At 67.8% G+C, this 24,442-nt stretch carries 19 protein-coding genes and 1 pseudogene; 13 read left to right on the top strand and 7 right to left on the bottom strand.

Translation table 11 applies throughout. The features are described 5' to 3' along the window. Positions 1–94: 94 nt before the first annotated feature. The 4 genes from OF380_RS25360 to OF380_RS25375 all read right to left on the bottom strand — a co-directional run bounded on the left by OF380_RS25360 (position 95) and on the right by OF380_RS25375 (position 9,656). Positions 95–3,292: a hybrid sensor histidine kinase/response regulator gene (locus OF380_RS25360; RefSeq protein WP_264048397.1), complete on the bottom strand. Its 3,198-nt coding sequence runs from the start codon at positions 3,290–3,292 to the stop codon at positions 95–97. 367 nt (positions 3,293–3,659) lie between these two features. Then, positions 3,660–6,467, bottom strand: coding sequence for a hybrid sensor histidine kinase/response regulator (locus tag OF380_RS25365; protein WP_264048398.1), 2,808 nt, complete (start codon positions 6,465–6,467; stop codon positions 3,660–3,662). Between the two features lie 4 nt (positions 6,468–6,471). After that, entirely contained in the window at positions 6,472–6,663 is a 192-nt protein-coding gene (locus OF380_RS25370; RefSeq protein ID WP_264048399.1) for a type II toxin-antitoxin system ParD family antitoxin, read from the bottom strand. Positions 6,664–6,842: 179 nt separating this feature from the next. Beyond that, positions 6,843–9,656: a hybrid sensor histidine kinase/response regulator gene (locus OF380_RS25375; protein ID WP_264048400.1), complete on the bottom strand. Its 2,814-nt coding sequence runs from the start codon at positions 9,654–9,656 to the stop codon at positions 6,843–6,845. Positions 9,657–10,057: 401 nt separating this feature from the next. Between OF380_RS25375 and OF380_RS25380 the strand changes: the two genes are divergently transcribed. The 6 genes and pseudogenes from OF380_RS25380 (at position 10,058) to OF380_RS25405 (ending at position 14,816) form a co-directional block, all read left to right on the top strand. Further along, positions 10,058–10,252 carry a DUF2934 domain-containing protein gene (locus OF380_RS25380; protein ID WP_264048402.1) on the top strand — a complete coding sequence of 65 codons (195 nt, stop codon included), beginning with the start codon at positions 10,058–10,060 and terminating at the stop codon, positions 10,250–10,252. A 335-nt stretch (positions 10,253–10,587) separates the two neighbouring features. After that, complete coding sequence (locus OF380_RS25385; RefSeq protein ID WP_264048403.1) at positions 10,588–10,788, top strand: hypothetical protein; 201 nt, start codon at positions 10,588–10,590, stop codon at positions 10,786–10,788. Then, entirely contained in the window at positions 10,778–12,469 is a 1,692-nt protein-coding gene (kaiC, locus tag OF380_RS25390; protein WP_264048404.1) for a circadian clock protein KaiC, read from the top strand. Before OF380_RS25385 ends, kaiC begins: the two co-directional genes overlap by 11 nt. Then, complete coding sequence (locus OF380_RS25395; protein WP_264048405.1) at positions 12,466–12,789, top strand: circadian clock KaiB family protein; 324 nt, start codon at positions 12,466–12,468, stop codon at positions 12,787–12,789. Before kaiC ends, OF380_RS25395 begins: the two co-directional genes overlap by 4 nt. Continuing rightward, positions 12,786–13,115, top strand: a complete 330-nt coding sequence (locus OF380_RS25400) for a circadian clock KaiB family protein (protein ID WP_264048406.1) — start codon at positions 12,786–12,788, stop codon at positions 13,113–13,115. The genes OF380_RS25395 and OF380_RS25400 overlap by 4 nt, the downstream gene beginning before the upstream one ends. Next, positions 13,105–14,816, top strand: a pseudogene (locus OF380_RS25405) (ATP-binding protein). The gene OF380_RS25400 and the pseudogene OF380_RS25405 overlap by 11 nt, the downstream one beginning before the upstream one ends. Before the next feature lie 458 nt (positions 14,817–15,274). On the opposite strand, the gene hmpA reads toward OF380_RS25405, so the two are convergent. Then, positions 15,275–16,516, bottom strand: coding sequence for an NO-inducible flavohemoprotein (hmpA, locus tag OF380_RS25410; RefSeq protein ID WP_264048407.1), 1,242 nt, complete (start codon positions 16,514–16,516; stop codon positions 15,275–15,277). 1,098 nt (positions 16,517–17,614) lie between these two features. Here hmpA and OF380_RS25415 point away from each other — a divergent pair. The 7 genes from OF380_RS25415 (at position 17,615) to OF380_RS28840 (ending at position 22,570) form a co-directional block, all read left to right on the top strand. Beyond that, positions 17,615–17,809, top strand: coding sequence for a periplasmic nitrate reductase, NapE protein (locus OF380_RS25415; RefSeq protein WP_264048408.1), 195 nt, complete (start codon positions 17,615–17,617; stop codon positions 17,807–17,809). Positions 17,810–17,818: 9 nt separating this feature from the next. Continuing rightward, positions 17,819–18,124: a chaperone NapD gene (locus OF380_RS25420; RefSeq protein ID WP_264048409.1), complete on the top strand. Its 306-nt coding sequence runs from the start codon at positions 17,819–17,821 to the stop codon at positions 18,122–18,124. A 40-nt stretch (positions 18,125–18,164) separates the two neighbouring features. Further along, complete coding sequence (napA, locus tag OF380_RS25425) at positions 18,165–20,681, top strand: periplasmic nitrate reductase subunit alpha (protein ID WP_264048410.1); 2,517 nt, start codon at positions 18,165–18,167, stop codon at positions 20,679–20,681. After that, positions 20,681–21,139 carry a nitrate reductase cytochrome c-type subunit gene (locus tag OF380_RS25430; protein ID WP_404810631.1) on the top strand — a complete coding sequence of 153 codons (459 nt, stop codon included), beginning with the start codon at positions 20,681–20,683 and terminating at the stop codon, positions 21,137–21,139. The genes napA and OF380_RS25430 overlap by 1 nt, the downstream gene beginning before the upstream one ends. Position 21,140: 1 nt before the next feature. Beyond that, entirely contained in the window at positions 21,141–21,755 is a 615-nt protein-coding gene (locus tag OF380_RS25435) for a NapC/NirT family cytochrome c (protein WP_264048412.1), read from the top strand. Continuing rightward, on the top strand, positions 21,746–22,252 hold the full coding sequence (locus tag OF380_RS25440) for a DUF4142 domain-containing protein (protein WP_264048413.1): 507 nt from the start codon (positions 21,746–21,748) through the stop codon (positions 22,250–22,252). The genes OF380_RS25435 and OF380_RS25440 overlap by 10 nt, the downstream gene beginning before the upstream one ends. Positions 22,253–22,399: 147 nt before the next feature. Then, positions 22,400–22,570 carry a ribosome modulation factor gene (locus OF380_RS28840; protein WP_404810511.1) on the top strand — a complete coding sequence of 57 codons (171 nt, stop codon included), beginning with the start codon at positions 22,400–22,402 and terminating at the stop codon, positions 22,568–22,570. A gap of 344 nt (positions 22,571–22,914) precedes the next feature. On the opposite strand, the gene OF380_RS25445 is transcribed toward OF380_RS28840, so the two are convergent. Next, a complete protein-coding gene (locus OF380_RS25445; protein WP_264048414.1) occupies positions 22,915–23,154 on the bottom strand; it encodes a hypothetical protein in 240 nt (79 codons plus the stop codon). After that, complete coding sequence (locus tag OF380_RS25450) at positions 23,151–24,299, bottom strand: helix-turn-helix domain-containing protein (RefSeq protein ID WP_264048415.1); 1,149 nt, start codon at positions 24,297–24,299, stop codon at positions 23,151–23,153. Before OF380_RS25450 ends, OF380_RS25445 begins: the two co-directional genes overlap by 4 nt. Positions 24,300–24,442: the final 143 nt, after the last annotated feature.

The raw sequence follows: 24,442 nt of genomic DNA on the forward strand, positions 1-24,442 counted from the left end.
GCCGGCGATGGCAGGCCCGGTGCAACCAGCCCGAGGATGGGGCCGCAGTGCCTTGGGCAGCGGGCCTTAAGGCTGCGTGGGAACAGCCCGCCGCTCAGGACTCGATCATCTCGCGGATGCGCGCGGCCAGCGTCTCGACCGGGAAGGGTTTAGTGATCATCTGCATGCCGGGATCGAGGTGCCCGTTGCCGAACATCGCATTCTCGGCATAGCCGGTGATGAAGAGCACCTTGAGGTGCGGACGGCTCTCACGAGCCTGGTCGGCGAGCTGGCGCCCGTTCATGCCAGGCAGTCCGACGTCGGTGACGAGGAGGTCGACGCGCTCGCCGGATTGGAGCGCCTTGAGGCCGGAGGGGCCGTCCTGCGCCTCCAACGCGCGATAGCCGAGATCGGCGAGCACCTCGACGATGAGGTCGCGGACGACCGGCTCGTCCTCGACGACGAGCACCGTCTCGCCGGCCTCCGCCCGGTGGGCTTCCGTGAGCCCCGTGGCTTCGGCATCCTCCTCCGCCAACACCCCGCGATGACGGGGCAGGTAGATCTTGACCGTCGTGCCCTTGCCGACCTCCGAATAGATCTTGGCATGGCCTTCTGACTGGCGCGCGAAGCCGTAGATCATGCTGAGACCGAGCCCCGTACCCTGTCCGATGGGCTTGGTCGTGAAGAACGGGTCGAAGGCCCGGGCGATCACGTCCGGCGGCATGCCGGTGCCGGTGTCGGTCACGCAGATGCAGATGTACTGGCCCGGCTCCACGCCCGGGTGCAGCTTGGCGTAGGCGCGGTCGAGGTGCGTGTTGCAGGTCTCGATGGTGAGCTTGCCGCCGTCCGGCATCGCGTCCCGGGCGTTGATGGCGAGGTTCAGGATTGCGCTCTCCAGCTGGTGCGGATCGCACAAGGTCGGCCACAGCCCACCCGAGGTGACGATCTCCAGTCCGATGGCCTCCCCGATGGTTCGGCGCAGCAGGTCCTCCAGCGAGGTCACCAGCGCGTTGGCATTCACCGGCTTCGGATCGAGGGGCTGACGGCGCGCGAAGGCCAGGAGCCGGTGCGTGAGCGCGGCGGCTCGGTTGGCCGAGGACATGGCCGCCTTGGCGTACTTCTCGATGGTGTCCGTGCGCCCCTGCGCGATGCGGGTCTGCATCAGGTCGAGCGAGCCGACGATGCCGGTGAGCAGGTTGTTGAAGTCGTGCGCGATGCCCCCGGTCAACTGCCCGACGGCCTCCATCTTCTGAGCCTGGCGCAGTGCCTCCTCTGTTTGCGCGAGGGCTTGTGCCGCCTCCTTCTCGCCGGTGACATCGCGGCCGACGGCATGGATGCGGTCCTCGTCGGGGACCGCCGTCCAGGAGAGCCAACGGTACCCACCGTCCTTCCCCAGATAGCGGTTCTCGAAGCGCAGCGTCGTCACTCCTTCCGACAGCTTGCCCACTTCGGCCAGGGTGGCGGCGACGTCGTCTGCGTGTACGAGATCCATGAACGCGCGCCCGAGGAGATCCCGCTCCTCCCAGCCCAGCAGGGTCGTCCAGGCCGGGTTCACGGCCTCGATGGTGGCGTCGTAGCGCGCGACGAGCATGACGTCGGTCGAGAGCCGCCACATGCGGTCTCGGTCGGCGGTACGCTCGGCCACCAACCTTTCGAGGTCCTCGCGCGAGCGTGCCAGGACATCGCGGGCCTCGACGATGTCCTGGACGTCGGTGCAGGTGCCGAACCAGCGCGTGATCCGGCCGGCCCCGTCGCGCATCGGAAGGGCACGTCCCAGCGTCCAGCGGTACCGTCCCGTGTGGTGCCGCAGGCGGTACTCGATCCGATAGGGCTCGCCCGTCGCGAGCGACCCCTTCCAGAGTTCCCAGGTGCGCTCGCGGTCGTCGGGATGGACGATGCCGTCCCAGTCCCCGCCGTCCGTGGAGCCCGCACGGACCCCGGTGAAGTCGTACCAACGCTGGTTGTAGTAGTCGTGATACCCGTCCGCCCGCGTCGACCAAACCATCTGGTCGATGGAGTTGGCGATGGTCTGGAACGTGGCCTCGCTCTGGCGCAGCCGCTCCTCGACCTGCTTGCGCGCGGTGTCGTCGAGTTGAATGCCGTCCCAGACGAGCGAGCCGTCCTGCATCTGGCGTGGTGCCGAGATGATGCGGCTCCAACGGACCTCGCCATCGGTACGCCGGAACGGCGCCTCGAAGTCGAACGGTGCCAGGTCGCGAATGGCGACCTGCTCGGCTGCCGCCAAGCGCTCGCGGTACTCGGGGAGGATCAGGTCGTAGGCCACGGCCGGGTCGGCGAGAACTGCCTCGGCCGGGTCGCCGGTCATGCGCTCGAAGCCGCGGGACACATAGAGGAATCGTCGACCGCTACCGTCGCGGTCCATGCAGATCTGGTAGACCATCCCGCCGGGCAGATTGTCGGCGAGCGCCCGCAGGCGGGCCTCCGCCTCGCCCAAGGCCTGCTCGCGCTCCCTGCGTTCGGTCACGTCGCGGTAGAACAGCGCCAAGCCTTCCGGATGCGGGTAGGCGCGCACCTCCAACCAGGCGCCGTGCCCGTCCGGCCAGACGTAGCGGTGCTCCAGGGTGAGCGAGACGCGCTCGCACATGGCGCGACGGTACATCCGCCCGATGGGCTCGCGTTCGGAACCCGGATAGACGTCCCAATGCGACCGACCCACGACCTGGCTAGGCGGCCTGTCCTCCAGGCGAAGCCCCTCCGCGTTCATCTGCAGGATGCGGAAGTCGCGGTCGAGGAGCATGAAGCCTTCGCCCATGCCCTCCAGCACCCCCGAGGCCCGCGCCTCGCTCGCGCGCAGCGCCTCCTCGGCCTCGACCTTGGCCGTCGTCTCGGTGCAGACGCAGAACAGGCCGCCGACGGCGCCCGCGTCGTCCCGCACCGGCGAGTAGGAGAAGGTGAAGTAGGTGCGCTCGTCGTGGCCGTACCGGTTCATGACGAGCGGCAGGTTCTCCGCCCAGGTCGCCTCGCCGCCCATGGCCATGGTCACCGACGGCTCGATGTCGGGCCAGATATCCGACCAGACCTCGCGGAAGGGCCGTCCCAGGGCCGCCGGGTGCTTGTCGCCAAGGATCGCCGCGTAGGCGTCGTTGTAGAGGAAGCCGAGTTCCGGACCCCAAGCGACGAACATCGGGAACCTTGAGCCGAGCATCAGGCTCACCGCGGAACGCAGGCACGGCGGCCAGGTCCCGGGAACGCCGAGCGGCGACGCGGACCAATCGTGCGTGCGCATGCGTGCGCCCATCCGCTTGCCGCCCGTGAGGAATGTCAGTGCCGAAGCCGGGATGGACTCGAACATGCGCGACGGGAGGGCCTGCGGAAGGAGGGAATGCGAGCCTCTGAGGTCCGCCGAAGCCGGTCATGGTACGCGCAGATGGCAGGTTTGCGGCCAAGGCTCCGACGGGTGCCAGGCGCGCCCGCCGAAGTCGTCCCGGCGCAGCTTTTCGACGCGATCCCTATCCGCCTCGCGAGCGTATGCCTTGATCGGCCGAGCGTGGACATGCGGCGCCCCACACCCGCCCCGGGAAGTCGGTCGTGTGTTCCTCCCGGCCGGGGGCTTTGCTCGGCACGGTCCGCGCAGAAGGACATCCGATGAGGGATGGAGGGCGGCGCGGACCATCCGTCCGCGCCGATCCAAGAGGGCGGGACGGCTGCCGAGGGCGGCGCTACCGACCCATAATGCGCTTGCGTCGTTGCCAGGTCGCCACCTTGCGCAGGAGGCGCGAGAGCTGTTCGACCGAATACGGCTTGTGCAGCAGCTCGAACCCGAAGGTGCCATTCTGCGCCAGGACATGGCTGTAGCCCGAGGCCAGCAGCACAGGCAGGTCGTGGTGGTCCTGCCGGATCCGGTGCGCGAGGTCGATCCCGTTCATCCCCGGCATCACCACGTCGGTGAACACCACGTCGAAGCGATCCGCATCCTTCGCCAGCTCGGCCAGCGCCTCGTCGGCGTTGGTCGTCCACACGGTGACGTAGCCGAGTTCGGCCAGGGTCTGCGTCGCGAAGGTCCCGACGTCCGCGTTGTCCTCGACCACGAGGACGCACATGCCATGTCCGTCGACGAGAGGCTCGGGCTCCGCCTGGGGCGAGTGGGCGCTCGCCTCCACCCTCGGCAGGTACAGGACGAACATCGTGCCCTCGCCGACCGTGCTCTGGACCCGCACCTCTCCTCCGGACTGCTTGGCGAAGCCGAAGACCTGGCTCAATCCGAGGCCCGTTCCCTGGCCGACGTCCTTGGTCGTGAAGAACGGCTCGAAGATGTGCTCGATCTGATCGGGGGCGATGCCGGCCCCCGTGTCCTCGATGCACACCGCGACGAAGTCGCCCCGGACCGCGGGGTGGCTGCGGATCGGCGGGATGACCGGGACGGGATGCACCGTGATGGTGAGGGTGCCCTCGCCGTCCATGGCGTCCCGGGCATTGACGGCCATGTTCACGAGGGCCGTGTCGAACTGGCTCGGGTCGGCGTTGATGAAGCAGGGCTCGTCCGGGAGGTCGGTGACCACCTTGATGCGCGAACCGCTCAGGGTGCCGACCATGTCGCTGATGGTGGCGACGCTTTGGCCAGCGTCGAAGACCTCGGGCTTGAGGGCTTGCCGGCGCGCGAAGGCCAGCAACTGACCCGTGAGCTTGGCGGCGCGGTCGACCGTGTCGGAGATCGCGCCGATGTAGCGCTGGCGGCGCTCCTCCGGCAGGTTCGGCCGCTTGAGGAGGTCGGTGGAGGACTTGATGACGGTCAGCAGGTTGTTGAAGTCATGCGCCACGCCACCGGTGAGCTGGCCGACGGCCTCCATCTTCTGGGCCTGCCGCAGGGCCTCCTGAGCGGTAGCAAGCTCCGCTTCCCGTGCCTTGGTAAGGGTCAGGTCCCGGCCCACGGCGATGAAGTTGGCGCCGTCGGGCTCGGGTGCCACCGTCCACTCGATGGGCTTCCATCCGCCGTCAAGGGTGGCGATGCGGTTCTCGAAGCGTGTCGCCCGTCGCGTCGCAGACATTCGCGCAAGGGCCGCGAGGGAGGGGCCCATATCGTCGGGGTGCATGAAGGTTGCGTACGACCGCGACAGGAGTTCGGCCTCGGTCCAGCCGAGAACCCGGGTCCAGGCCGGGCTGACCCCCGACATCATGCCTTCGTAGTTGGCCCGGGCCAGCATGTCCTCGGACAGCGTCCAGAGCTGGTCCCGCTCGGCCGTGCGCTCGGAGACCTGCAGCGCCAGGGTCGCGTTCAGGACCTGGAGTGCGTCCTCCATGCGCTTGCGCTCGGAGATGTCCGTGAAGAGCACGGCGACCCGGTGTTCGGCCGGATCGCCGATCCGCAGGGCCCGCACGTCGAACCAGCGTCCGAACACGTCGGCCCGGTCCTCGACGTGGGCCGGCTCGCCGGTGATCGCGACGCGCCCGTAGGTGTCGAACCAGCGTCGTTCCAGGTTCGGGGCGAAGTCGCTGACCCAACGGCCGACCACGTTGGCGCCGGTCTGGCGTTCGAAGGCCGGGTTGGCCTCGACGATGCGATAGTCGACGGCCCGGCCCGCCTCGTCGAACCTCAGCTCGATGACGCAGAACCCGACGTCGATGCTCTCGAACAGGGTGCGGTAACGGCTCTCGCTCTCCGCCAGGGCGGCTTGTGAGCGGATCTGGTCCGTGACCTCGTAGCCGCCGACGAAGATGCCGATGACGGCACCCGCCTCGTTCCGGATGGGCTGGTAGATAAAGTCGAGGTGGCGGTCGTGATCCTCGCCGACGAGCCTGATCGGCAGGGCTCGGGCCACGTACGGTTCCCCTGTCGCGTAGACCCGGTCGAGAAGCTCGTAGAACCCCTGACCGGCGAGCTCCGGGAACACCTCCCGTACGTTGCGCCCAATATAGTCGCGCTCGCCTGCCACCGTGACGTAGGCATCGTTGACGTACTCGAAGACGTGACTGGGCTCTCTCAGCACGGCGACGAACCCGGGCATCTGCTGGAGCAGAGCGCGCTGACGCTTACGTTCGGACGCGGCCTTCCGGTCGGTTAGCACCTGGCGGGTCGTCTCGGTGCAGGCGCAGAACAGGCCGACGATGTTGCCGTCGTCCCCGGGCACGGGCGTGTAGGAGAAAGCGAAGTGGGCCTCCTCGGGGTAGCCGTTGCGATGCAGTGTGAGTTCGAGGTCATCCATGTGCACGGGGTCGCCCGCGTACACGCGATCCATCAGGGCCCCTACCTCGCCCTGGATCTCGGGCCAGGTCTCGAAGAATGGTTTGCCGAGGGCGGCCGGATGCCGCTCACCCAACATCGGAGCGTAGGTGTCATTGTAGATCAGGGTGCGGTCGGCTCCCCAAGCGATGAACATCGGCTGGCGTGAGTTCAGCATGACCCGCACGAGGGTCAGGAGTGCCGGGGGCCAACGCTCCGGGAGGCCTAGGGCTGTCGTGGACCAATCGTAGGCCCGCATGCGCGCGCCCATTCCGCCGCCGTCGTGAAAGGCCGAGGTCACGAAGCTCATGGACCTACGCCTGCCCCTCGGTGAGCGGCGTTCGCATGGCAGCGGCGGGCGGGACGGTGACCATGCCTTCATCCTGGATGCGCAGCGTGCGGATGAGGTCGCCGGTCGAGGCGTACCGGCCCTTGGCGATCTGGCCGTCAATCCAGGTCGTGGTCGTCTCGGTCAGCGTGATGTGGCGGGAGTGTCTGACGGGCATGCCCGCCTCCTAGCACATCCCGCGTGCGGGGTGATTCCTCCTGACCCATGAAAAAGCCCGTCCGGGCCCGATGGCCGATCCGGGAAGCGGGGTAGAGCGCCCTGCCTGTCCGGGGTGCGCCGTCGGTTCCCCCGGATGAAACCACCGGCTTCACGCCCGGACGGAGCTTGGGACCCTGATCAGTGTTCCGAAGGAGGTGCGACGACGCGCTGCAGGATGCGGGAAAGCTGGTCCGCCGAGTAGGGCTTATGGAGAAGTTCGAACCCGTGGGTCCCTTCTTGGGCGAGCACGTGGCTGTAGCCCGAGGTCAGCACCACCGCGAGACCGGGGCGCCGACGCCTGATCTCGCGCGCGAGGTCGACCCCGTTCATGCCCGGCATCACCACGTCCGAGAACACGGCGTCGAATCCGGATCCGTCCGCGCCGATCCGTTCGAGTGCCTCCGCCGCATTCGACGCCAGCGTCGCCTCGTAGCCAAGGTCGTCCAGGATGCGGGCGGCGAAGCGTCCCACCTCGACGTTGTCCTCCACCACCAGCACCCGCTGTCCGGTCCCGCCCGTCGCGCCGGTCGTCTCGACGGGTCGGGGCTTCTCGCAGTCCACCGCACCGGTCTCAGGCAGGTACAGGGTGAAGGTCGTGCCCTGTCCGATCTCGCTTTCGACGTCCACGTCCCCGCCGGACTGCTTGGCGAAGCCGAACACCTGGCTGAGGCCCAGGCCCGTGCCCTTGCCGACCTCCTTCGTCGTGTAGAAGGGCTCGAAGATGCGACCGGCCGCCTCCGGTGGGATGCCGCACCCGGTGTCGGCCAGCGAGACGGCCGCGAAGGGGCCGGGTGCCTCGGCGTGGCCACGGATGGCAGGCTTCGCCACGCCGCAGGCGAGACGCAGGGTGAGCGCGCCCTCCCCGTCCATGGCATCGCGCGCGTTGACGGCCATGTTCACGAGCGCCGTCTCGAACTGGCTGCGGTCCGCGTGGACGAAGCAGGCCGCATCGGGCATCTCGGTCACGACGCGGATGCGCGCGCCCGAGATCGAGTCCAGCATCTCGGCCATGCCGCGCAGGCAGTCCACGGCGTCGAAAGTCACCGGCATGAGCGCTTGCCGCCGCGCGAAGGAAAGCAGCTGCCCGGTGAGCTTCGCGGCCCGGTCCACGGTGTCGGACACGGCATCGAGGTAGCGCCGCCTCCGCTCCTCGGCGAGGTCGGGGCGGCGCAGGAAGTCGATGGACGAGCGGATGATGGTGAGGAGGTTGTTGAAGTCGTGCGCAACCCCTCCGGTCAATTGTCCGACCGCTTCCATCTTCTGCGACTGCCTGAGCGCGTCCTCGGCCTGGGCCAACGCGGCCGACTTCTCCTTCTCCGCGGTGACGTCGCGTCCGTAGCCGAAGATCAGGCCCCCCTCGACCGACGAGTGCCAGGAAATCCAGCGCGGCGTCCCGTCCGCATGGCGGTAGCGGTTCTCGAAGCTCGTCAGGTCCCTGGCGGCCGCGGCCGCCTCCACAGCCTCCTGCGTAGGGGCCGCGTCCTCGGGCCAGACGAAGGCGGAGAAATGGTGCCCGACCACCCCCGCCGGATCGTGGCCGAGGATGGCGGACCAAGCCGGATTCACGGCCTGGAAGATGCCTTGGGCGTCCATCACCACCAGAAGGTCGCGCGAGTTGCGCCAGACCCTGTCGTGCTCTGCCGTGCGCTCGGCCACGCGCCGTTCCAGGGTCTCGTTGAACAGGACGAAGTCGACCATCACGCGCTTGCGGTCGTCGATGTCGGTGTTGGTCCCGACCCAGCCGGCGACGCTCCCGTCGGTCCCGCGCACCGGCTTGCCCCGGATGAGGAACCACCGGTACACGCCGTCGGCGCGTCGGATACGGAACTCGGTCTCGTAGTCGGTCCCGGCGTCGAGGGACCGTCGCCAAGCCTCCGCGGCCGCCCCGCGGTCGTCCGGGTGGACGATGTCCGCCCAGGCCCAGCCGTCGAGGTCCCCGGGGCGCGCGCCGCTGTAGGCGTAGACGGGGTCGTTGAACCAGTGCAGATGCCCTTCTGGACGGGCGGCCCACACATGGTTCGGCGTCGCCTGGGCGACTGCGCGGAACTGCTCCTCGCTCGCGCGGAGCGCCTCCTCGCGCGCGCGCTCATCGGTTACGTCCTGTGCGATGCCGCCGAGCCGCAGGAGCCGGCCGCTTTCGTCGCGGATCGGGAAGCCGGTGTCGCGGATGTGGCGCACGCTCCCGTCGTCCGGGCGCACGATCCGGTACTCGACCGTATGGGTCTCACCCGCGAGGAGGCGCGGCATCGCGGCACCGGCTCGCCCGCGGTCATCGGGATGCACGAGCGAGGCCCACCGGCCTAGGTCGTCCATTACCAGCTCGCGCCTATCGCCCCAGACCCGCTCGTAGGCCCGGCTGAGGTACTCCAGCCGGCCACCTTTTGGGTCGGCGATCCAAAGGACATTGGCCGAGTTCTCCGCGAACGAGCGGAACCGTTCCTCGCTCGCCTGGAGCCCGGCCGTCGCAAGCGCCCGGTGCGTCGTGTCCTGCGCGACGTTGAAGACGCCGCCAACCTGCCCATCAATGTCCAGGACGGGGTTGAGGCTGTAGGCGAACCAGGCGTCCTCAAGCACGCCGTTCCGGTCGAGCAGGAGGTGCTGGTCCTGAACCTCGACCGCATCCCCGCCGGACATGACCCGGGCGAACAGGGGGCCGATCTCGTGCCATGCCTCGTGGAAGACTTCGCGTGCGGGCCGGCCGAGGGCACCCGGGTGCTTCGCGCCGACGACAGAGGCCCAGGCGTCGTTGTAGAGGATGATCAGGTCCGGACCCCAGTAGACCGCCATTGGGGACGCGGCCTGGAGCATGATGCCGATAGCTGCCGTCAGGGTGGCAGGCCACGACCCGGTCGGACCAAGGGTGGTCCCGGACCAGTCATGCTCCCGCATCCGGGCGCCCATCCGGCCGCCGCGAAGGAAAACGTGCGGGAATGCGGCGGGCGCGCCTGCCATGCCTTGGATATATCCCGTTCTGCTCCGTTCATCTTGTGGGTGAAGTACCGCGCTTCGTTCAAGCCCGTTCCACCAGGTTTTATAGGCTGCCGCTGTCCCGCGATGCGCCACCCCCCATTACTTGGCCGGACGTGTTCCGGCGGGGAGCCATACAGGGCGCCGCGCCCGCCACGTCAGGGCAATGAACGCTGCTACCTTCGCGGACGATGCGGATTGCCGGTAAGCGCCGCCGCGGGCGGCATGCTCCCGTTCGCGACGCCAACGGCGGAGGGCGGAGGGCGGGTGCCGCATCGCCCGGAGCAGGCACTCGTGCGCATGTCAAAGCGCTTAGGTACCGCACAGGGGACCGGCTCGCATGGTTCCCCGGAGGCGACCAATCGAAGGATCGGAGGCTATCGAGCATGGCGGACGACGGGATCACCATCGAGCGCATTCGGGAACGTGCCTACGACGTTTGGGACCGCAATCACCGTCCGGATGGGTTCGACTTGGAGTTCTGGCTTATTGCGGAACGCGAGCTCAAGGTCGAGGCATCCGGGCAAATCCCGGCACGGGGGAACGGCTGCGGTGGACGCATCGGCCTGGAAGCGAGCTGACAGGGTCCAGGGACGGTCCAGCCCTTGGTCATTTTTCATGCCAGGTCGGATAGCTGGACTGCCGGCTCGGTGGCCGGCATCCTTCGCGTCGGCGAGGGTGTCCGACGCTCGCCCGGGAGCCTTGATGTCGATGCCCGCCGTGCGGGGACTGCGCTTGGGCCCCGGCCGTTTCTCACATGCCATAACGATACCAGTGGAGGACGATGCGAAGGTGCCCATCGGCCCTGAGCTCCACTCCAACATGCATCCCGCACCCTATCCGGCTCTCGTGCGGATCGTGTTGCTTTTCGCATCGCGTGGCTTATTGAGGTCGGACCAGAGGCCGAGGGCGGACCATGGAGCAGCCCCTCTCGGTCAGGATCGATGCGGATCAGCTGGCGGCAGCGCGGGACCGCTCGCGCCTGGATAATCGCACCCTTACCAACCTCATCAAGGCGGCGCTGATCGCCCGCATCGCGGCGACGACGGCAGTTCGGGATGGTATCTGGCCCACGCCTCCGAGCGGGGATCCCAAGGGAATGAATCGTGGCGACTGATCCTACCTCCGCCTCGGCTCCGCCGAAGGCAAGGACCGGCATCGCCGGCTTCGACGATGTCACCTTCGGCGGCCTGCCCGCGGGACGTCCTTCCCTGGTCTGCGGGGCTGCCGGCTGCGGCAAGACCCTGTTCGCGGTCACCACGCTGGTGAACGGGGCCACCCTTTACGGCGAGCCTGGCGTCTTCATGAGCTTCGAGGAGCGGGCGGAGGACCTTGCCGCGAACGTGGCCTCGCTCGGCTACGACCTCGACGGCTTGGTGGCCGAGGGCAAGCTCGCCATCGACCATGTCCGCGTCGAGCGCAGCGAGATCGAGGAGACGGGGGAGTATGACCTCGAAGGCTTGTTCATCCGCCTCGGCTATGCGGTCGACAGCATCGGCGCCAAGCGCGTGGTGCTCGATACCATCGAGACGCTGTTCGCCGGCCTGAGCGATGCCTCGATCCTGAGGGCCGAGCTGCGCCGGCTGTTCGGCTGGCTTCGGGACCGAGGCCTGACCGCCATCATCACCGGCGAGCGCGGCGAGGGGCAGCTCACTCGCCAAGGTCTGGAGGAATACGTCTCGGACTGCGTGATCCTGCTCGACAACCGGGTCGAGGACCAGATCACCACGCGGCGCCTGCGGGTGGTGAAGTATCGCGGCTCCGCGCACGGCACCAACGAGTACCCGTTCCTGATCGACGACCAGGGCATCAGCGTCCTGCCCGTGACCTCGGCCGAACTCGACCATGGCGTCTCCGACGAGATCATGTCCACGGGAATCGCCGGGCTCGATGCCATGCTGGGGCCTGGCGGTTTCTATCGCGGATCTAGCATCCTGATCTCGGGCATCGCAGGGACGGGCAAGACCAGCATCGCTGCTTCGCTCCTGGATGCGGCTTGCGCACGCGGCGAGCGCTGCCTCTCCTTCGTGTTCGAGGAGAGCGGCGAGCAGATCTGCAGGAATGCGCGCTCCATCGGGCTGGACCTTCGGCGGCATGTCGAGAGTGGCCTGCTCCGGTTCGAGGCGGCGCGCCCGAGCCTGTTCGGCCTGGAGATGCACCTGGCGCGGATGCACCGCGACATCGTGCGATTCCAACCGACCGTCGTCGTGCTCGATCCGATCTCCGCCTTGCGCGGGCCGAGCTCCGAAGTGCAGGCCACGCTCCTGCGCATGGTCGACTTCCTGAAGAGCCGCGGGATCACGGCCGTGTTCACCAGCCTTCGGACGGACGGGACCGTCGAGGATGCCGACGACCTTGGCTTGTCCTCCCTGATGGACGCCTGGGTGAAGCTCGTCAGCGTCGAGGCCAACGGCGAGCGCACCAGGACCCTGTACGTCATCAAGGCGCGCGGGATGAGCCACTCCAACCAGGTGCGCGAGTTCCGGATGTCGACTGCCGGCATCACGCTCGTCGAGGCCTATGTCGGTCCCACCGGGGTCCTGACCGGCACCGCGCGCGTCGTGCAGGAAGCCGAGGAGAACGCCGCCGCGCTGCGCCGGCGCCAGGAGAGCGAGCGCCGAAAGCGCGACGTCCTTCGTCGCCGGCACGCCATCGAGCGCCAGATCGCGGAGTTGAGGGCAAGCCTTGAGGTGGCGGAGGAGGAGGAGGCCGTCCTGCTGACGCAGGATGAGGCGCGCGAGGCGGTCATGGGCAACGAGCGGCTCGTGGTCTCGGCCCGCAGCAGCGCCGCCGAATGAGCGATCCGCGTCAATCCGAGGTGGCCGACGAGGATGGCCACTACCGCCTGCGCCTCTACGTGGCCGGTCAGACGGTCAGGTCCATGGCCGCCCTGGCCAACCTCAAGCGCGTGTGCGAGGAGCATCTTGCCGGCCGCTACGACATCGAGGTGATCGACCTCGTCAAGAACCCGCAGCTCGCCGCCGGTGACCAGATCCTGGCCATCCCCACCCTTGTCCGTCGCCTGCCGGAGCCGCTCAAGCGGATGGTGGGCGACCTGTCCAACACCGAGAAGGTCCTAGTCGGCCTCGACATCCGCCCGAAGGTTGTCGTTCCTTGACCATTGACCACGCTGGCGGGGTATCCCAGGATCGATACCTGCTGCGCTTGTTCATCGCGGGGACGTCGCCGCGGTCGCGTCGAACGATCGAGAACCTCAACCGCATCTGCGACGAGCACCTGGCGGGTCGCTTCGACCTTGAGGTGGTCGACATCTACCAGCAGCCGGAACTCGCGGAGGAGAACCAGGTCGTGGCGGCTCCCACTCTCCTGAAGCTGTTGCCACCCCCGCTTCGGCGCATCATCGGCGACCTGTCCGACGAGGGCCGCGTCCTGCGCGCCCTGGAACTGACGCCCGCGCCTCAGCAGGGTGGCGATGGACACTGAGGCTGCGGACATCGACCTCGATCCGCGCCATCTGGCGGATCAGGCGCGTATCCGCGAGCTTGAGGCGCGACTGGAGGAGAGCGAGGAGACCCTGGGGGCCATCCGCCGGGGCGACTTCGACGCCGTCGTGGTTCAGGGCAACGACGGCCGGCGCCAGATCTACACCCTGGAGAACGCGGACCGGCCGTATCGCGTGCTCATCGAGCAGATCCAGGAAGGCGCCCTGACACTGAGCGCCGAGGGGACAGTCCTGTACTGCAACCGCCGCTTGGCCGAGATGCTTTGCGTCCGCCAGGAGCGATTGATCGGCCAGTCCCTGCAGGGCTTCATCGCCGTCGAGGACCAGCCCGAACTGGCACGCCTCCTCGAAGGTGCCCGGCTTGGCGTGGCTCGCGCCGAACTCACGCTTGCCGTCGAGGACCAGGGTCGGGTGCCGGTCTACCTGTCCCTCAGCCTGTTGGTACGGGACGAGGCGACACCTCTCCTATGCGGCGTCCTCACCGACCTGACCGAGCAGAAGTCGCATCTGCGCGAACTCGCCGCCTCTAATCTTCGACTGGAAGCGGAGAGCTTGGAGCGCGAGCGGATCGAGGATGCCCTGCGCCAGGCGCAGAAGATGGAGGCGGTCGGACAGTTGACCGGCGGCATCGCGCACGACTTCAACAACCTCCTGACGGTGATCAAGTCATCCACCGACCTCCTGCGCCGCCCGGATCTGCCCGAGGAGCGTCGCCGCCGTTATGTCGATGCCATCGCCGACACCGTGGACCGCGCCTCCAAGCTGACGGGCCAACTGCTGTCCTTCGCCCGTCGGCAGGCGCTCACGCCGATGTCTTCGACGTCGGCGAGCGGGTCCATGCGATCACGGACATGCTCGCCACCATCGTCGGCGCGCGCATCCGGATCGAGCGGACCGTACCCACGACGCCCTGCTTCATCGAGGCGGACACAAGCCAGTTCGAGACCGCGTTGGTGAACCTGGCCGTGAACGCACGTGACGCCATGGACGGAGAGGGGTTGCTCACGCTTCGCGTGGATTGCGGGACCGTGCTGCCGGCCATCCGCGGGCATGCCGCACCGGGCGGTTCGTTCGTGTCCGTCTCCGTCACCGATACCGGCTGCGGCATCGCCCCTGAACGGATCGGCCGCATCTTCGAGCCCTTCTACACGTCGAAGGAAGTCGGCAAGGGCACGGGCCTGGGCCTCAGCCAGGTGTTCGGCTTCGCCAAGCAGTCGGGCGGCAACGTCGAGGTCGAGAGCACCGTCGGGCTTGGCACCTCCCTGACCCTCTACCTGCCCGAGGCGACGTGCGATCCGGCCGGGCGTCACGAGCCGCTGGGCCCGGCCGCGGCCTCGGAGACGACGCGCGGTGGCGGACGGCGGGTCCTGGTGGTCGAGGACAACGTCGAGGTGGGGACGTTCTCGACCCAGATCCTGCGGGAGCTCGGGTATGAGACGACCTGGGCGTCCAACGCAGACGATGCGTTGCGTTGCCTCGCCGAGGCTTCGAGTCGCCACGACATCGTCTTCTCCGACGTCGTGATGCCGGGCATGAACGGCATCGAACTGGGACGGGCGATCCGAAGCCTCTATCCCGGCCTGCCCATCCTGCTCACCAGCGGCTACAGCCATGCACTGGCGGAGGATGGGCGTCATGGCTTCGAGCTGCTGCGCAAGCCCTATTCCGTCGAGGACCTCTAGCGGGCCCTTCGCCTCCTCATGAGCGCCGAGCCGGGCGTCGCTCGTACGGCATTACGGGGATCGGACCCCGACGCCGCCTGACCGCCGTCCTATGACTGCCCGAAAGGATCGTTGAAGCAATCAGAGCCCGGGACAAGGGGGATCACGGGGTCCGTGCCGAGTGCGCACGGTCGGAATGCCCGTGCGGGGGGGGCTGCCGCGCGACCAGGCTTCCGCCCCGAGGGCGTTGGACAGGGCGCTGCTTTGGTTCCGGGTCTCGCGCGATCCGAAGGCGGGATCAGGAAAGCGCAAGCGGAGCGCGCCAAGACCGTCCAAAGGTCCTGGCTGGTGACAACCACCCTCCGTTCCGCTCAAGGGCGGCTGCCGGCCCTATGCTGATGGGCGGCGAGCGCCTTACGCGCGGCTTACCCGGGTTCCCCCTGACTGGGACGCAGCCCTTGTCGGGCGGCGTCGCGCGATCAGGCGGCTTGGCGGGCCTCGTCGAGCAGCTCGTCAGTCGGACCGAAGAACTCGAATCGGATGCGCTCGGCCGGCACCCCGCGTCGCATCAACCCGTTCACCAGCGCACTGAGGAAGGGCTTCGGGCCGCAAAGATAGTAGGTGGCCGCTGCGTGCGGCGTCTGCGCGACGAGCCATTCGGGCGTGATCAGACCGGCGTCGTCGTAGTGCTCGCCCAGGCGGTCCTGCGCGTCCGGCTGCGCGTAGAAGGTCTGCACCTTGAGCATTTCGTCACCGGCGACAAGCCCTCGGACATGATCGCGCATCGCATGCGTATGGCCGTTCAGGGTCCCATGCACGTACCAAGTCGGCCTGTCGCGGCTCGTCGCCGCGATGGACTCCAGCATGCTGACCATCGGTGTGAGCCCGACGCCCCCGCTCACCAGGACGACGGGAGCGTCCGTCGAGCGGTCGAGGAAGAAGTCGCCGGCCGGAGGAGCCGCGCGGAGCACGGTTCCGGGTCCCGCGTGATCGTGCAACCAGTTCGAGACGGTTCCGCCCGGCTGACCGGGATGCGCCTCGCGCTTCACGGTGATGCGGTAGGATCGGTCGTTCGGGGCACAGGAGATCGAGTAGTTGCGCTTGAGCACCCCATGGCCGGGAAGATCGAGCATGAAGCCGAGGTACTGGCCCGGCTCGTGACGCAGGACCGGACCCCCGTCCGCCGGGACGAGGACGAACGAGCGGATGACGTCGCTTTCCGGCGAGACGCTCTCGACCACCAGATCGCGCCAACCGTTCCAGCCGCCCGGCTTCGCCGCGAGGTCACGGTAGATCGTCGCCTCTCGCCCGATCAGCAACTCGGCCAGGAACCAGTAAGCCTCGCCCCACGCCGCGCAGATCTCGGCCGTCGCCGCGTCCCCGAGAACGTCCCCGATGGCCGCCAGCAGGGCGTCGGCGACGTAGGGGTAATGCTCCGGCAGGATGTTGAGGGCGACGTGCTTCTGGGCGATCCGCTCGACCGCGCCCGAGAGGGCGCCGAGATTGTCGATGTTGCGGGCGTAGGCCAGCACCGCCTGGGCCAGCGCCTTCGGCTGCGAGCCGCTCTCGCCGTGGTGGGACTGGTTGAAGAGGTCGCGGATCTCGGCGTTACGGAACAGGCGCTCGTACATCCGTCGCGTGATCTCCAGTCCATGCGCCTCCAGCGCCGGGACCGTGGCCTTGATGAGTGCGATGGTTTCGGGGCTCAGCGGGGTCGGCATCGGCGTTCCTCGAAGGTTCATGGCGGTGCCGTGTTCTAGGGCCCTGCCTGGATAAGGTTCAATCGGAGGGTACCTTAAGGAGTGTGCCGGGGTTGACATGCGGCAGGCGGGCATTGCAGCCGCGAGAGCAGACCGATCCGCGTGGTCAGGCATCGGGACAGGCTTGGTCGCGTCGACCACGGGCGCAGGGGGCAGCTCCGGAGCTATCCGCAGTGGTGATGCCTAACCACGGTCGGTTGGGCGGCGCTCGAACGAGGCACCGTCGCGGGCACCATTCCCTTCGACGTTGCCCTTCGCCGCCTGGAGGCGAATCCGACCTCGATCCGAATGTCGCGACCCCACTCTCGTCCAGTTCGCAGAAGGCATCCCGAAGGCCTTGTCGGCACTTGCGAAGGCGCTCGACCGTCGCACGGAGATCCGCCTGTTCGCAGGGCGGGTGGCTCGACCTCGCGCTTGGCGGTGGCGACGGGCGTGCCGGTCCGGATGCGGTGTCCGTCCATCGTCCAGGCACGGTGGGGGCCCTATCCTCCCGCCTTGCGGAGAACGACGGCCGGACGAGGGGCGGGCCCGCCGAACGCTGTTCCCCCAGGCGAAGGGCCAGGACGATCCAGCCCGACTGGCCGCGGATGCGGAGACCCTCGCGGCACTTGCACGACCCCGTCCTAGCCGGTCCTGCGCCCGGTGGGCGAACCTGACCGCAAACGCACCGTTGGGCCGTCCTGTTTGCGTCGGCGCAAAGATCGGTCTGCGCATCCGGCTAGGATGCCCCAAGACGCCTTGGAGCAGGCCGTCGGGGAGATGAGATGCCGGGAAAGCGCGACGGCCGGTCATTCGCCTACGGACCCATCCCGCCGTGCTGCATCGGCAAGGTCCCCCTCCCGCTTCCGGACTTGGCTTCGAAGGCCTCCGCAAGGTGCCCGCGAGCGTTTCCGACAACGGGTATGGGCCACATCGCGCCGGCCAGCCTTCCCTGCACGCTCCGCCGCCACGGTCCGGCGGGGCGCGCCACCGTTCCCATGTCGTCCGCCTGGCGATCCGTCTCCGCCTGCTCGGACCTGCCGGTACGACGCCCCGCGTCGGCTGTCTGAGGAGCTGCGCATGCAAGACCTACGCACGCGAGCGGACCTGCCGACATCCAGCCGCGCGAAGGGCCAAGCCCTCTGGCGGGAGTTGTTGGCCTTCCTGATCCTTGCCGTCCTCATCTGGCCCTTCATCGCCGTCGGGGCGGTCGCCGGCTGGGGCTTCCTCGTCTGGATGTACTACGCGTTCACCGGTCCCCCGGGGCCCGTCTAGGAGGGTTCGATGGTTCGCGAACAGGTTGCCTTGTCCCGGCGGGACCTGCTGTCCGGCCGCGCCGCGCCCGGTCAGGCCGAGGGCGAGCACCACGTCACCGGGCTCGTCGTCCATGCACGCCCGGAGCGCCTCGGGGACGTCCTCGGGGTGCTGAGGGCCATGCCGGGGCTCGACGTGCATGGGCAGAGCCCCACGGGGAAGATCGTCGTGACGCTGGAGACCCCGAGCGAGCACGACGTCGTGCAACGCCTGGGCGAGATCGGAGAGCTCCCCGGGGTCCTCTCGACCGCCCTCGTCTATCACCGCTTCGAGTAGGTCCCGGCCCGGCGACGCCGCCGCTTTGAAGGAGACGACCATGGACCTGTCCCGCAGAACCCTGCTGATGGCGCAGGCCGCCGCCGCGGCCGCCGCGGTCGCCGGCGTCGACCTGCCGGCCAAGGCGCAGAACCTGGCCGCCGGCGAGGACGTCGCCCTGAAGTGGTCCAAGGCGCCGTGCCGCTTCTGCGGCACCGGCTGCGGCGTGATGGTCGGGGTGAAGGACGGACGCGTGGTCGCGACGCACGGCGACATGCAGGCGGAGGTCAACCGCGGCCTGAACTGCGTGAAGGGCTACTTCCTCTCGAAGATCATGTACGGGGCGGACCGGCTCACAAGCCCGTTGATGCGCGTCCGGGACGGCAAGTTCGACAAGTCCGCGGAGCTTCGGCCCGTCACCTGGGACCAGGCCTTCGACGAGATGGCGCGGCAGTGGAAGCGCGTCCTGCGCGAGAAGGGGCCGAAGGCGGTCGGCATGTTCGGCTCCGGGCAGTGGACCATCTTCGAGGGATACGCGGCCACGAAGCTGATGCGGGCCGGATTCCGGTCCAACAACCTCGATCCGAACGCGCGCCACTGCATGGCCTCGGCCGCCGTCGGGTTCATCCGCACCTTCGGCATGGACGAGCCGATGGGGTGCTACGACGACTTCGAGCATGCCGACGCCTTCGTGCTTTGGGGCTCGAACATGGCAGAGATGCACCCCATCCTGTGGACGCGGATCATCGACCGGCGCCTGAGCGCGCCGCATGTCCGCATCGCGACGCTGTCGACCTACGAGCACCGAACGACCGACCTCTCTGACCAGTCCCTGATCTTCAAGCCGGGCACGGACCTCGCCGTCCTCAATTTCGTGGCGAATTACATCATCCAGAACGGCGCCGTGAACCGGGACTTCGTCGAGCGCCACGTGAACTTCCGGATGGCCAACACGGACATCGGCTACGGCCTGAGGCCCGAGCACGTGCTGGAGCAGCGCGCGGCCCATGCCAACGAGGCCGCGGTCTCGCAGCCGTCGGACCTCGAAGCCTATTCCAGGATGGTGAGCGACTACACCCTGGAAAAGACGGCCGATCTCACCGGCGTCTCGAAGGAGCGCCTGCTGACGCTCGCCAGGATGTACGCCGATCCCAAGACCAAGGTGATGTCGCTCTGGACGATGGGCTTCAACCAGCACGTACGCGGCGTCTGGGCCAATCACCTCGTCTACAACATCCACCTGCTGACCGGTAAGATCGCGGAACCCGGCAACAGCCCCTTCTCGCTGACGGGCCAGCCTTCGGCGTGCGGCACCGCCCGCGAGGTCGGCACCTTCTCGCATCGGCTGCCCGCCGACATGCAGGTCAACAATCCGGAGCACCGCAGGCACGCCGAGGAGATCTGGAGGTTGCCGCCCGGCTTGCTGAACGGCGAGATCGGCTACCACGCCGTGCAGCAGGACCGCATGCTCAAGGACGGCAAGCTCAATGCCTACTGGATCATGTGCAACAACAACCTGCAGACCGCGCCGAACACCAACAACGAGACCTATCCGGGCTACCGGAACCCCGAGAACTTCGTCGTCTGCTCGGATCCATACCCGACGGTGACGGCCATGGCGGCCGACGTCGTCCTGCCAACGGCCATGTGGGTCGAGAAGGAGGGCGCATACGGAAACGCCGAGCGCCGCACCCACATGTGGCACCAGCTCGTCGATGCGCCGGGCGAGGCCCGCTCGGACCTCTGGCAGCTGATGGAGTTCTCCAAGCGGTTCACGACCGACGACGCGTGGGCGCCGGAAACGCTGACGGCCCACCCCGAGTACAAGGGAAAGTCCCTGTTCGACGTCCTTTGGCGCAACGGCAACGTCGACCGCTTCGGCCTCGGCGAGGCGGCGACGGACTACGGCAACTTCGAATCGAGGCAGTTCGGCTTCTACGTCCAGAAGGGCCTGTTCGAGGAATACGCCGCGTTCGGACGCGGCCACGGGCATGACCTGGCGCCGTTCGAGCGGTACCACGAGGTCCGGGGCCTGCGCTGGCCCGTCGTCGAGGGCAAGGAGACGCGCTGGCGCTATCGCGAAGGGCACGACCCTTACGTCGAGAAGGGAAGCGGCTGGCAGTTCTACGGCAACCCGGACAAGAGGGCCATCGTCATGGCCGCGCCCTACGAGCCTCCCGCCGAATCCCCGGACGAGGAATACGATCTCTGGCTGGTCACCGGCCGGGTCCTCGAACACTGGCACTCGGGTTCCATGACCATGCGGGTTCCCGAGCTCTACCGGGCGTTCACCGGGGCGGTCCTGTTCATGCATCCCGACGACGCGCAGAAGCGTGGCCTGCGCCGCGGGCAGGAGGTGCGCATCGTCTCGCGCCGCGGCGAGATCCGGTCCCGGGTCGAGACGCGCGGACGCAACAAGATGCCCGTCGGGCGCGTCTTCGTGCCCTTCTTCGACGCCAGCCAATTGATCAACAAGGCCACCCTGGACGCGACGGACCCGATCTCGAAGCAGACCGACTTCAAGAAGTGCGCCGTCAAGGTCGTCGGCGTCGCCACCGCCGACCGGGGTGCGGAATGATGCGCCCCCTCGCGCTCTCGGCCCTCGCGGCCCTCACATGCCTCGTCGCGGGTGCGTTGCTCGCCCAGGAGGCTCCGCGGCTCACCGGTCCAGAACCCTTCACGAAGGAGGCGCCGGCCCCGCCCATGCAGCGTCAGGTCACCGACGACGTGCGCCGCAAGCGGAACTACCCGGACCAGCCTCCGCTGATCCCGCATGCCATCGAGGGGTACGCGCTCGACCTCAACGCGAACAAGTGCCTGTCCTGCCACGCGAGGAAGTTCACCGAGCAATCGCAGGCGCCGATGATCAGCGTCACCCACTACCAGGACCGAGAGGGCAACACGCTCGGCGGGGTCTCGCCGCGACGCTACTCCTGCCTGTCCTGCCACGTGCCGCAGACCGGGGCCCGGCCGCTCGTGCCCAACACCTTCGTCGACATGGACGCGCTCGTCGAGCGCGAGCCGCGGGGGCGCTGAGATGGCGGCGATCGCACGGGCGTGGTCCTGGTTCTGGCTGAACCCTTGGGTGCGCACCGCCACGCGCCCACCCGTAACCCTACCGCTCGCCTTCCTGACGCTCGGCGGCTTCGTCGCAGGCGTGCTCTTCTGGGGAGGCTTCAACACGGCCCTGGAGACCACCAACACGGAGAAGTTCTGCGTCTCCTGCCACGAGATGCGGGCGAACGTCTTCGAGGAGCTCAAGGGCACGGTGCACTACGCCAACAGGTCGGGCGTACGCGCCACCTGCCCGGACTGCCACGTGCCCCATCGATGGACCGACAAGATCGCCCGCAAGATGCAGGCCTCCAAGGAGGTCTGGGGCCACCTCTTCGGCTCCATCGACACCCGGGACAAGTTCCTGGACCTGCGCCGCCACCTCGCGGAGCACGAATGGGGGCGCATGAAGGCGAACGACTCGCTGGAATGCCGCAACTGCCACAGCGCGCAATCGATGGACGTGGCGAAGCAGAACCCCCGGGCGGCGACCGCCCACGAGACGTTCCTCTTCACGGGCGAGAAGACCTGCATCGATTGCCACAAGGGCATCGCCCACAAGCTACCCAACATGCAGGGAGTGCCGGGATGGCAATGATCGGGCGTCGTACGGTCCTCGCGGTTCTGTTCCTTTGCGCGGGCGCACCCGCACGGTCCGAGACGCACGACGCCGCGCGGCGGTTCGTCGAGGCGGCCTACGCCTCGGCCGTGTTCCAGGCGCGCATCTCCGCCATCGCGGCCGGCAAGGACACCCGTCCCGAGATCAAGGCCCTGGCCGGACGCGTACGCGATTATCGCGCGGCGCAATTGCCGGGGCTCGCCCGCCTTGCCCAGGCATCCGGGATCGAGGTGCGTGACACGCTTGACCTTGAGCTGCGAAGCATCGTCGAGAACATGGAGCCCTTGGATTACCTGGCGCTGTCACGACGCTACGCCGAGACCGAGACGCAGGCCCTCGACAAGGAGATCCCGGCCTACGAGGAAGCCGTCCGTTCCGGCCCTCCGTCAATCCGCGACTATGCCGCGAAGGTGTTGGGAGACCTGCGCGACCTCGGTGAAAGCGCTCGGGAGGCACGCGGCACCATCGGCCCCTAGGCCGGCCGACCACCGTCTCGCCGGGCGGACCCTTGGCCCCGTCCCCTCCCGCCGGCGCTACCGTTCGTGGGCCGTACCAATGGCCGACGGAAGGAACGTGCGAGGCACGGGGATTGCCTCGCCTGGGCATAACCCAGGTAGGTGCCCATGCGAGAATCCCTCAATCCCTTCTGGCGTGGCTTGTACGCCTTCAATGACGGATCGAGCCTGGATGATTGTCCGTACCCTCGCGGTTCGACCGAAGCTCGCTTCTGGTGCGAAGGATATGCCCTTGCCCACGCCCTCGCGAACGGCAGGAACGGTGTGGCGGACTGGTAACCGATGGTTCGACAAGACAAGTTATCTCCGTCCCGCCGTGAAGACACCTGTCGCAGAAAGACCAGGGGAAAGGCTGTCGAACCTGGATCTGACCAGATCGGCCGTATGAGGCGCCGATTAGCGGAACGACCGGCCACTTTTCTCTCGGCTCGAAGTGGGCGTTCCACGCCCGACCCCGGTCAGCCGTTTTGACAACCGCCAGCCCTTCCCTAACACGTCCATCCGTCAACCAGATGCCGATTTCGACCTTGAGCGGCAATCGGACCCCGGTCGTTCGCCTCGAAGCGGACCTCCGCGGCCCGGGCATCAGGCAATCGGCACTGCATGAATGACTGAGCCTGGTTTCAGGATGCGAGCCGGTTTGCGATCCACGCCTGGGCCTCGTCTACGTCAGCGAACACGGGCGGATGAGGATCGTCGACACGCCCAAAGCCGGCTTCCAGGTACCATCGACCCGCATCCGCCTCGTGCTCGTCGGAAAGGCGCACCAACACCGCGACGAGGAAGCCATTGGCAAACACGAGATGGCTCTCGGTATCCGAGCTACCCGTCGCGACCTGCACGGGCTGGAGGCGGAGGTTCATGCCGCAGCTCGGTTTCCCAGATGCAGGTAGTTCGACCGAAACTCGGCGACCACTCTCAGCCGAGGTAGGTTGAGGATCGTCAAACGCCGACCCTTGAGCTCAATCAGGCCTCGCCGCCGGAGTTCTTGCAAAGAGCGGTTCACATGGACGCTTGAGAGCCCCGTCGTGTCGCCCAACTCGCTCTGCGTCACGGGGAGTTCAAAGCTGTCGCCCCGGGTTCGGTCAACCGCGCGGAACCGGACGAGAAGCTCGCAGAACAAGTGAGCGAGCCGCTCCAGGGCCGAGCGGCAACCGACGTTCACCAGCCACTCGCGCAAGGTCGCCTCGTCCACGAGCGTGCTCATGCGAAGCGCCCGGGCGATCTGCGGATGATGCTGCATCAGCTCGGCGATGGTCTCCGGGGCAAGGCGGACGACCCGGCAGGCCGAGGCCGTCGTGATGGTGTGATCCATCGTGGTCAGGAGCGCCACGTCGAGGTCGCCGAGATCCCCCGGCAACAGGTAGGCCATGATCTGCCGGGCACCGTTCCCCCGCGCCTTATGCCGGAAGGCCATGCCTTCCATGACCAGGAACACGCCATCGGGTGCGTCGCCCTCGCGGGCCAGGTCCACGCGCGGTCCAAGTAGGTGCGAACCGGCGCTGACCCGTCCCAGGATCGCTCGGTCGGCCTCCGAGAGCGCAACAAAGCCCTCCAGCTTGCGGACGAGGGAGTTGCCCTTAGGCTCCTCCCCTGGATCCAGTGAGGCAGGTGCCGCAGCCTCTGCAGCCACCCGTGCAGGCGAAGCGGACAATTCGTCCAGGAGCGAGACGACATCCCTCGGCAAGGCCGGCTTGCTCAGCCAGGACAGGCCCCGAAAACCCAGCGTGCGGGGGTCGTCCTGCGGCAGATCGGAATGGACGAGGATCGGGATGTGGCGTTGGCGCAGATCATGTCCCAGCGCCGTGCAGAAGCCATCCCTGAGCTTGACGTCCACGACCGCGAGCGCGGGGCTCTCCCACTTGATGGCTGCCAGCGACTCGGCCGTCGTCGCGAAGGGACCGAGCACGCGGTAGCCTGCTTCGCTCAGGGCGTCGCCAAGATCCTCTGCCACTAGGGAGTCGGCTTCGGCAAGGAGGACGAGGGGCTGCTGAGCGGTGGCGTTCATGACGGCTCCAGGTGGAGAAACGACCTGTCACCACGGCGGCGCCAGCTGCATGTCATAGGTCATTGACACAAAATATTCCTGGCCAAAACCAGCAAAAGCTCTCCGTTCGAAATCACACGGCTGATATGTTCGATTCAACACAA

The organism is Methylobacterium sp. FF17 (assembly GCF_025813715.1).
GTDB classification, from domain to species: domain Bacteria; phylum Pseudomonadota; class Alphaproteobacteria; order Rhizobiales; family Beijerinckiaceae; genus Methylobacterium; species Methylobacterium flocculans.

Bases quoted from the DNA above. Each gene is read 5' to 3' on its own strand.
- OF380_RS25435 (WP_264048412.1), top strand. From the start codon at position 21,141: ATGGCGGCGATCGCACGGGCGTGGTCCTGGTTCTGGCTGAACCCTTGG.
- OF380_RS25385 (WP_264048403.1), top strand. From the start codon at position 10,588: ATGGAGCAGCCCCTCTCGGTCAGGATCGATGCGGATCAGCTGGCGGCA.
- OF380_RS25440 (WP_264048413.1), top strand. From the start codon at position 21,746: ATGGCAATGATCGGGCGTCGTACGGTCCTCGCGGTTCTGTTCCTTTGC.
- OF380_RS25365 (WP_264048398.1), bottom strand. From the start codon at position 6,467: ATGAGCTTCGTGACCTCGGCCTTTCACGACGGCGGCGGAATGGGCGCG.
- OF380_RS28840 (WP_404810511.1), top strand. From the start codon at position 22,400: ATGCGAGAATCCCTCAATCCCTTCTGGCGTGGCTTGTACGCCTTCAAT.
- OF380_RS25395 (WP_264048405.1), top strand. From the start codon at position 12,466: ATGAGCGATCCGCGTCAATCCGAGGTGGCCGACGAGGATGGCCACTAC.
- OF380_RS25415 (WP_264048408.1), top strand. From the start codon at position 17,615: ATGCAAGACCTACGCACGCGAGCGGACCTGCCGACATCCAGCCGCGCG.
- hmpA (WP_264048407.1), bottom strand. From the start codon at position 16,516: ATGCCGACCCCGCTGAGCCCCGAAACCATCGCACTCATCAAGGCCACG.
- OF380_RS25360 (WP_264048397.1), bottom strand. From the start codon at position 3,292: ATGTTCGAGTCCATCCCGGCTTCGGCACTGACATTCCTCACGGGCGGC.
- napA (WP_264048410.1), top strand. From the start codon at position 18,165: ATGGACCTGTCCCGCAGAACCCTGCTGATGGCGCAGGCCGCCGCCGCG.
- OF380_RS25420 (WP_264048409.1), top strand. From the start codon at position 17,819: ATGGTTCGCGAACAGGTTGCCTTGTCCCGGCGGGACCTGCTGTCCGGC.
- OF380_RS25445 (WP_264048414.1), bottom strand. From the start codon at position 23,154: ATGAACCTCCGCCTCCAGCCCGTGCAGGTCGCGACGGGTAGCTCGGAT.
- OF380_RS25450 (WP_264048415.1), bottom strand. From the start codon at position 24,299: ATGAACGCCACCGCTCAGCAGCCCCTCGTCCTCCTTGCCGAAGCCGAC.
- OF380_RS25375 (WP_264048400.1), bottom strand. From the start codon at position 9,656: ATGGCAGGCGCGCCCGCCGCATTCCCGCACGTTTTCCTTCGCGGCGGC.
- OF380_RS25370 (WP_264048399.1), bottom strand. From the start codon at position 6,663: ATGCCCGTCAGACACTCCCGCCACATCACGCTGACCGAGACGACCACG.
- OF380_RS25430 (WP_404810631.1), top strand. From the start codon at position 20,681: ATGCGCCCCCTCGCGCTCTCGGCCCTCGCGGCCCTCACATGCCTCGTC.
- OF380_RS25380 (WP_264048402.1), top strand. From the start codon at position 10,058: ATGGCGGACGACGGGATCACCATCGAGCGCATTCGGGAACGTGCCTAC.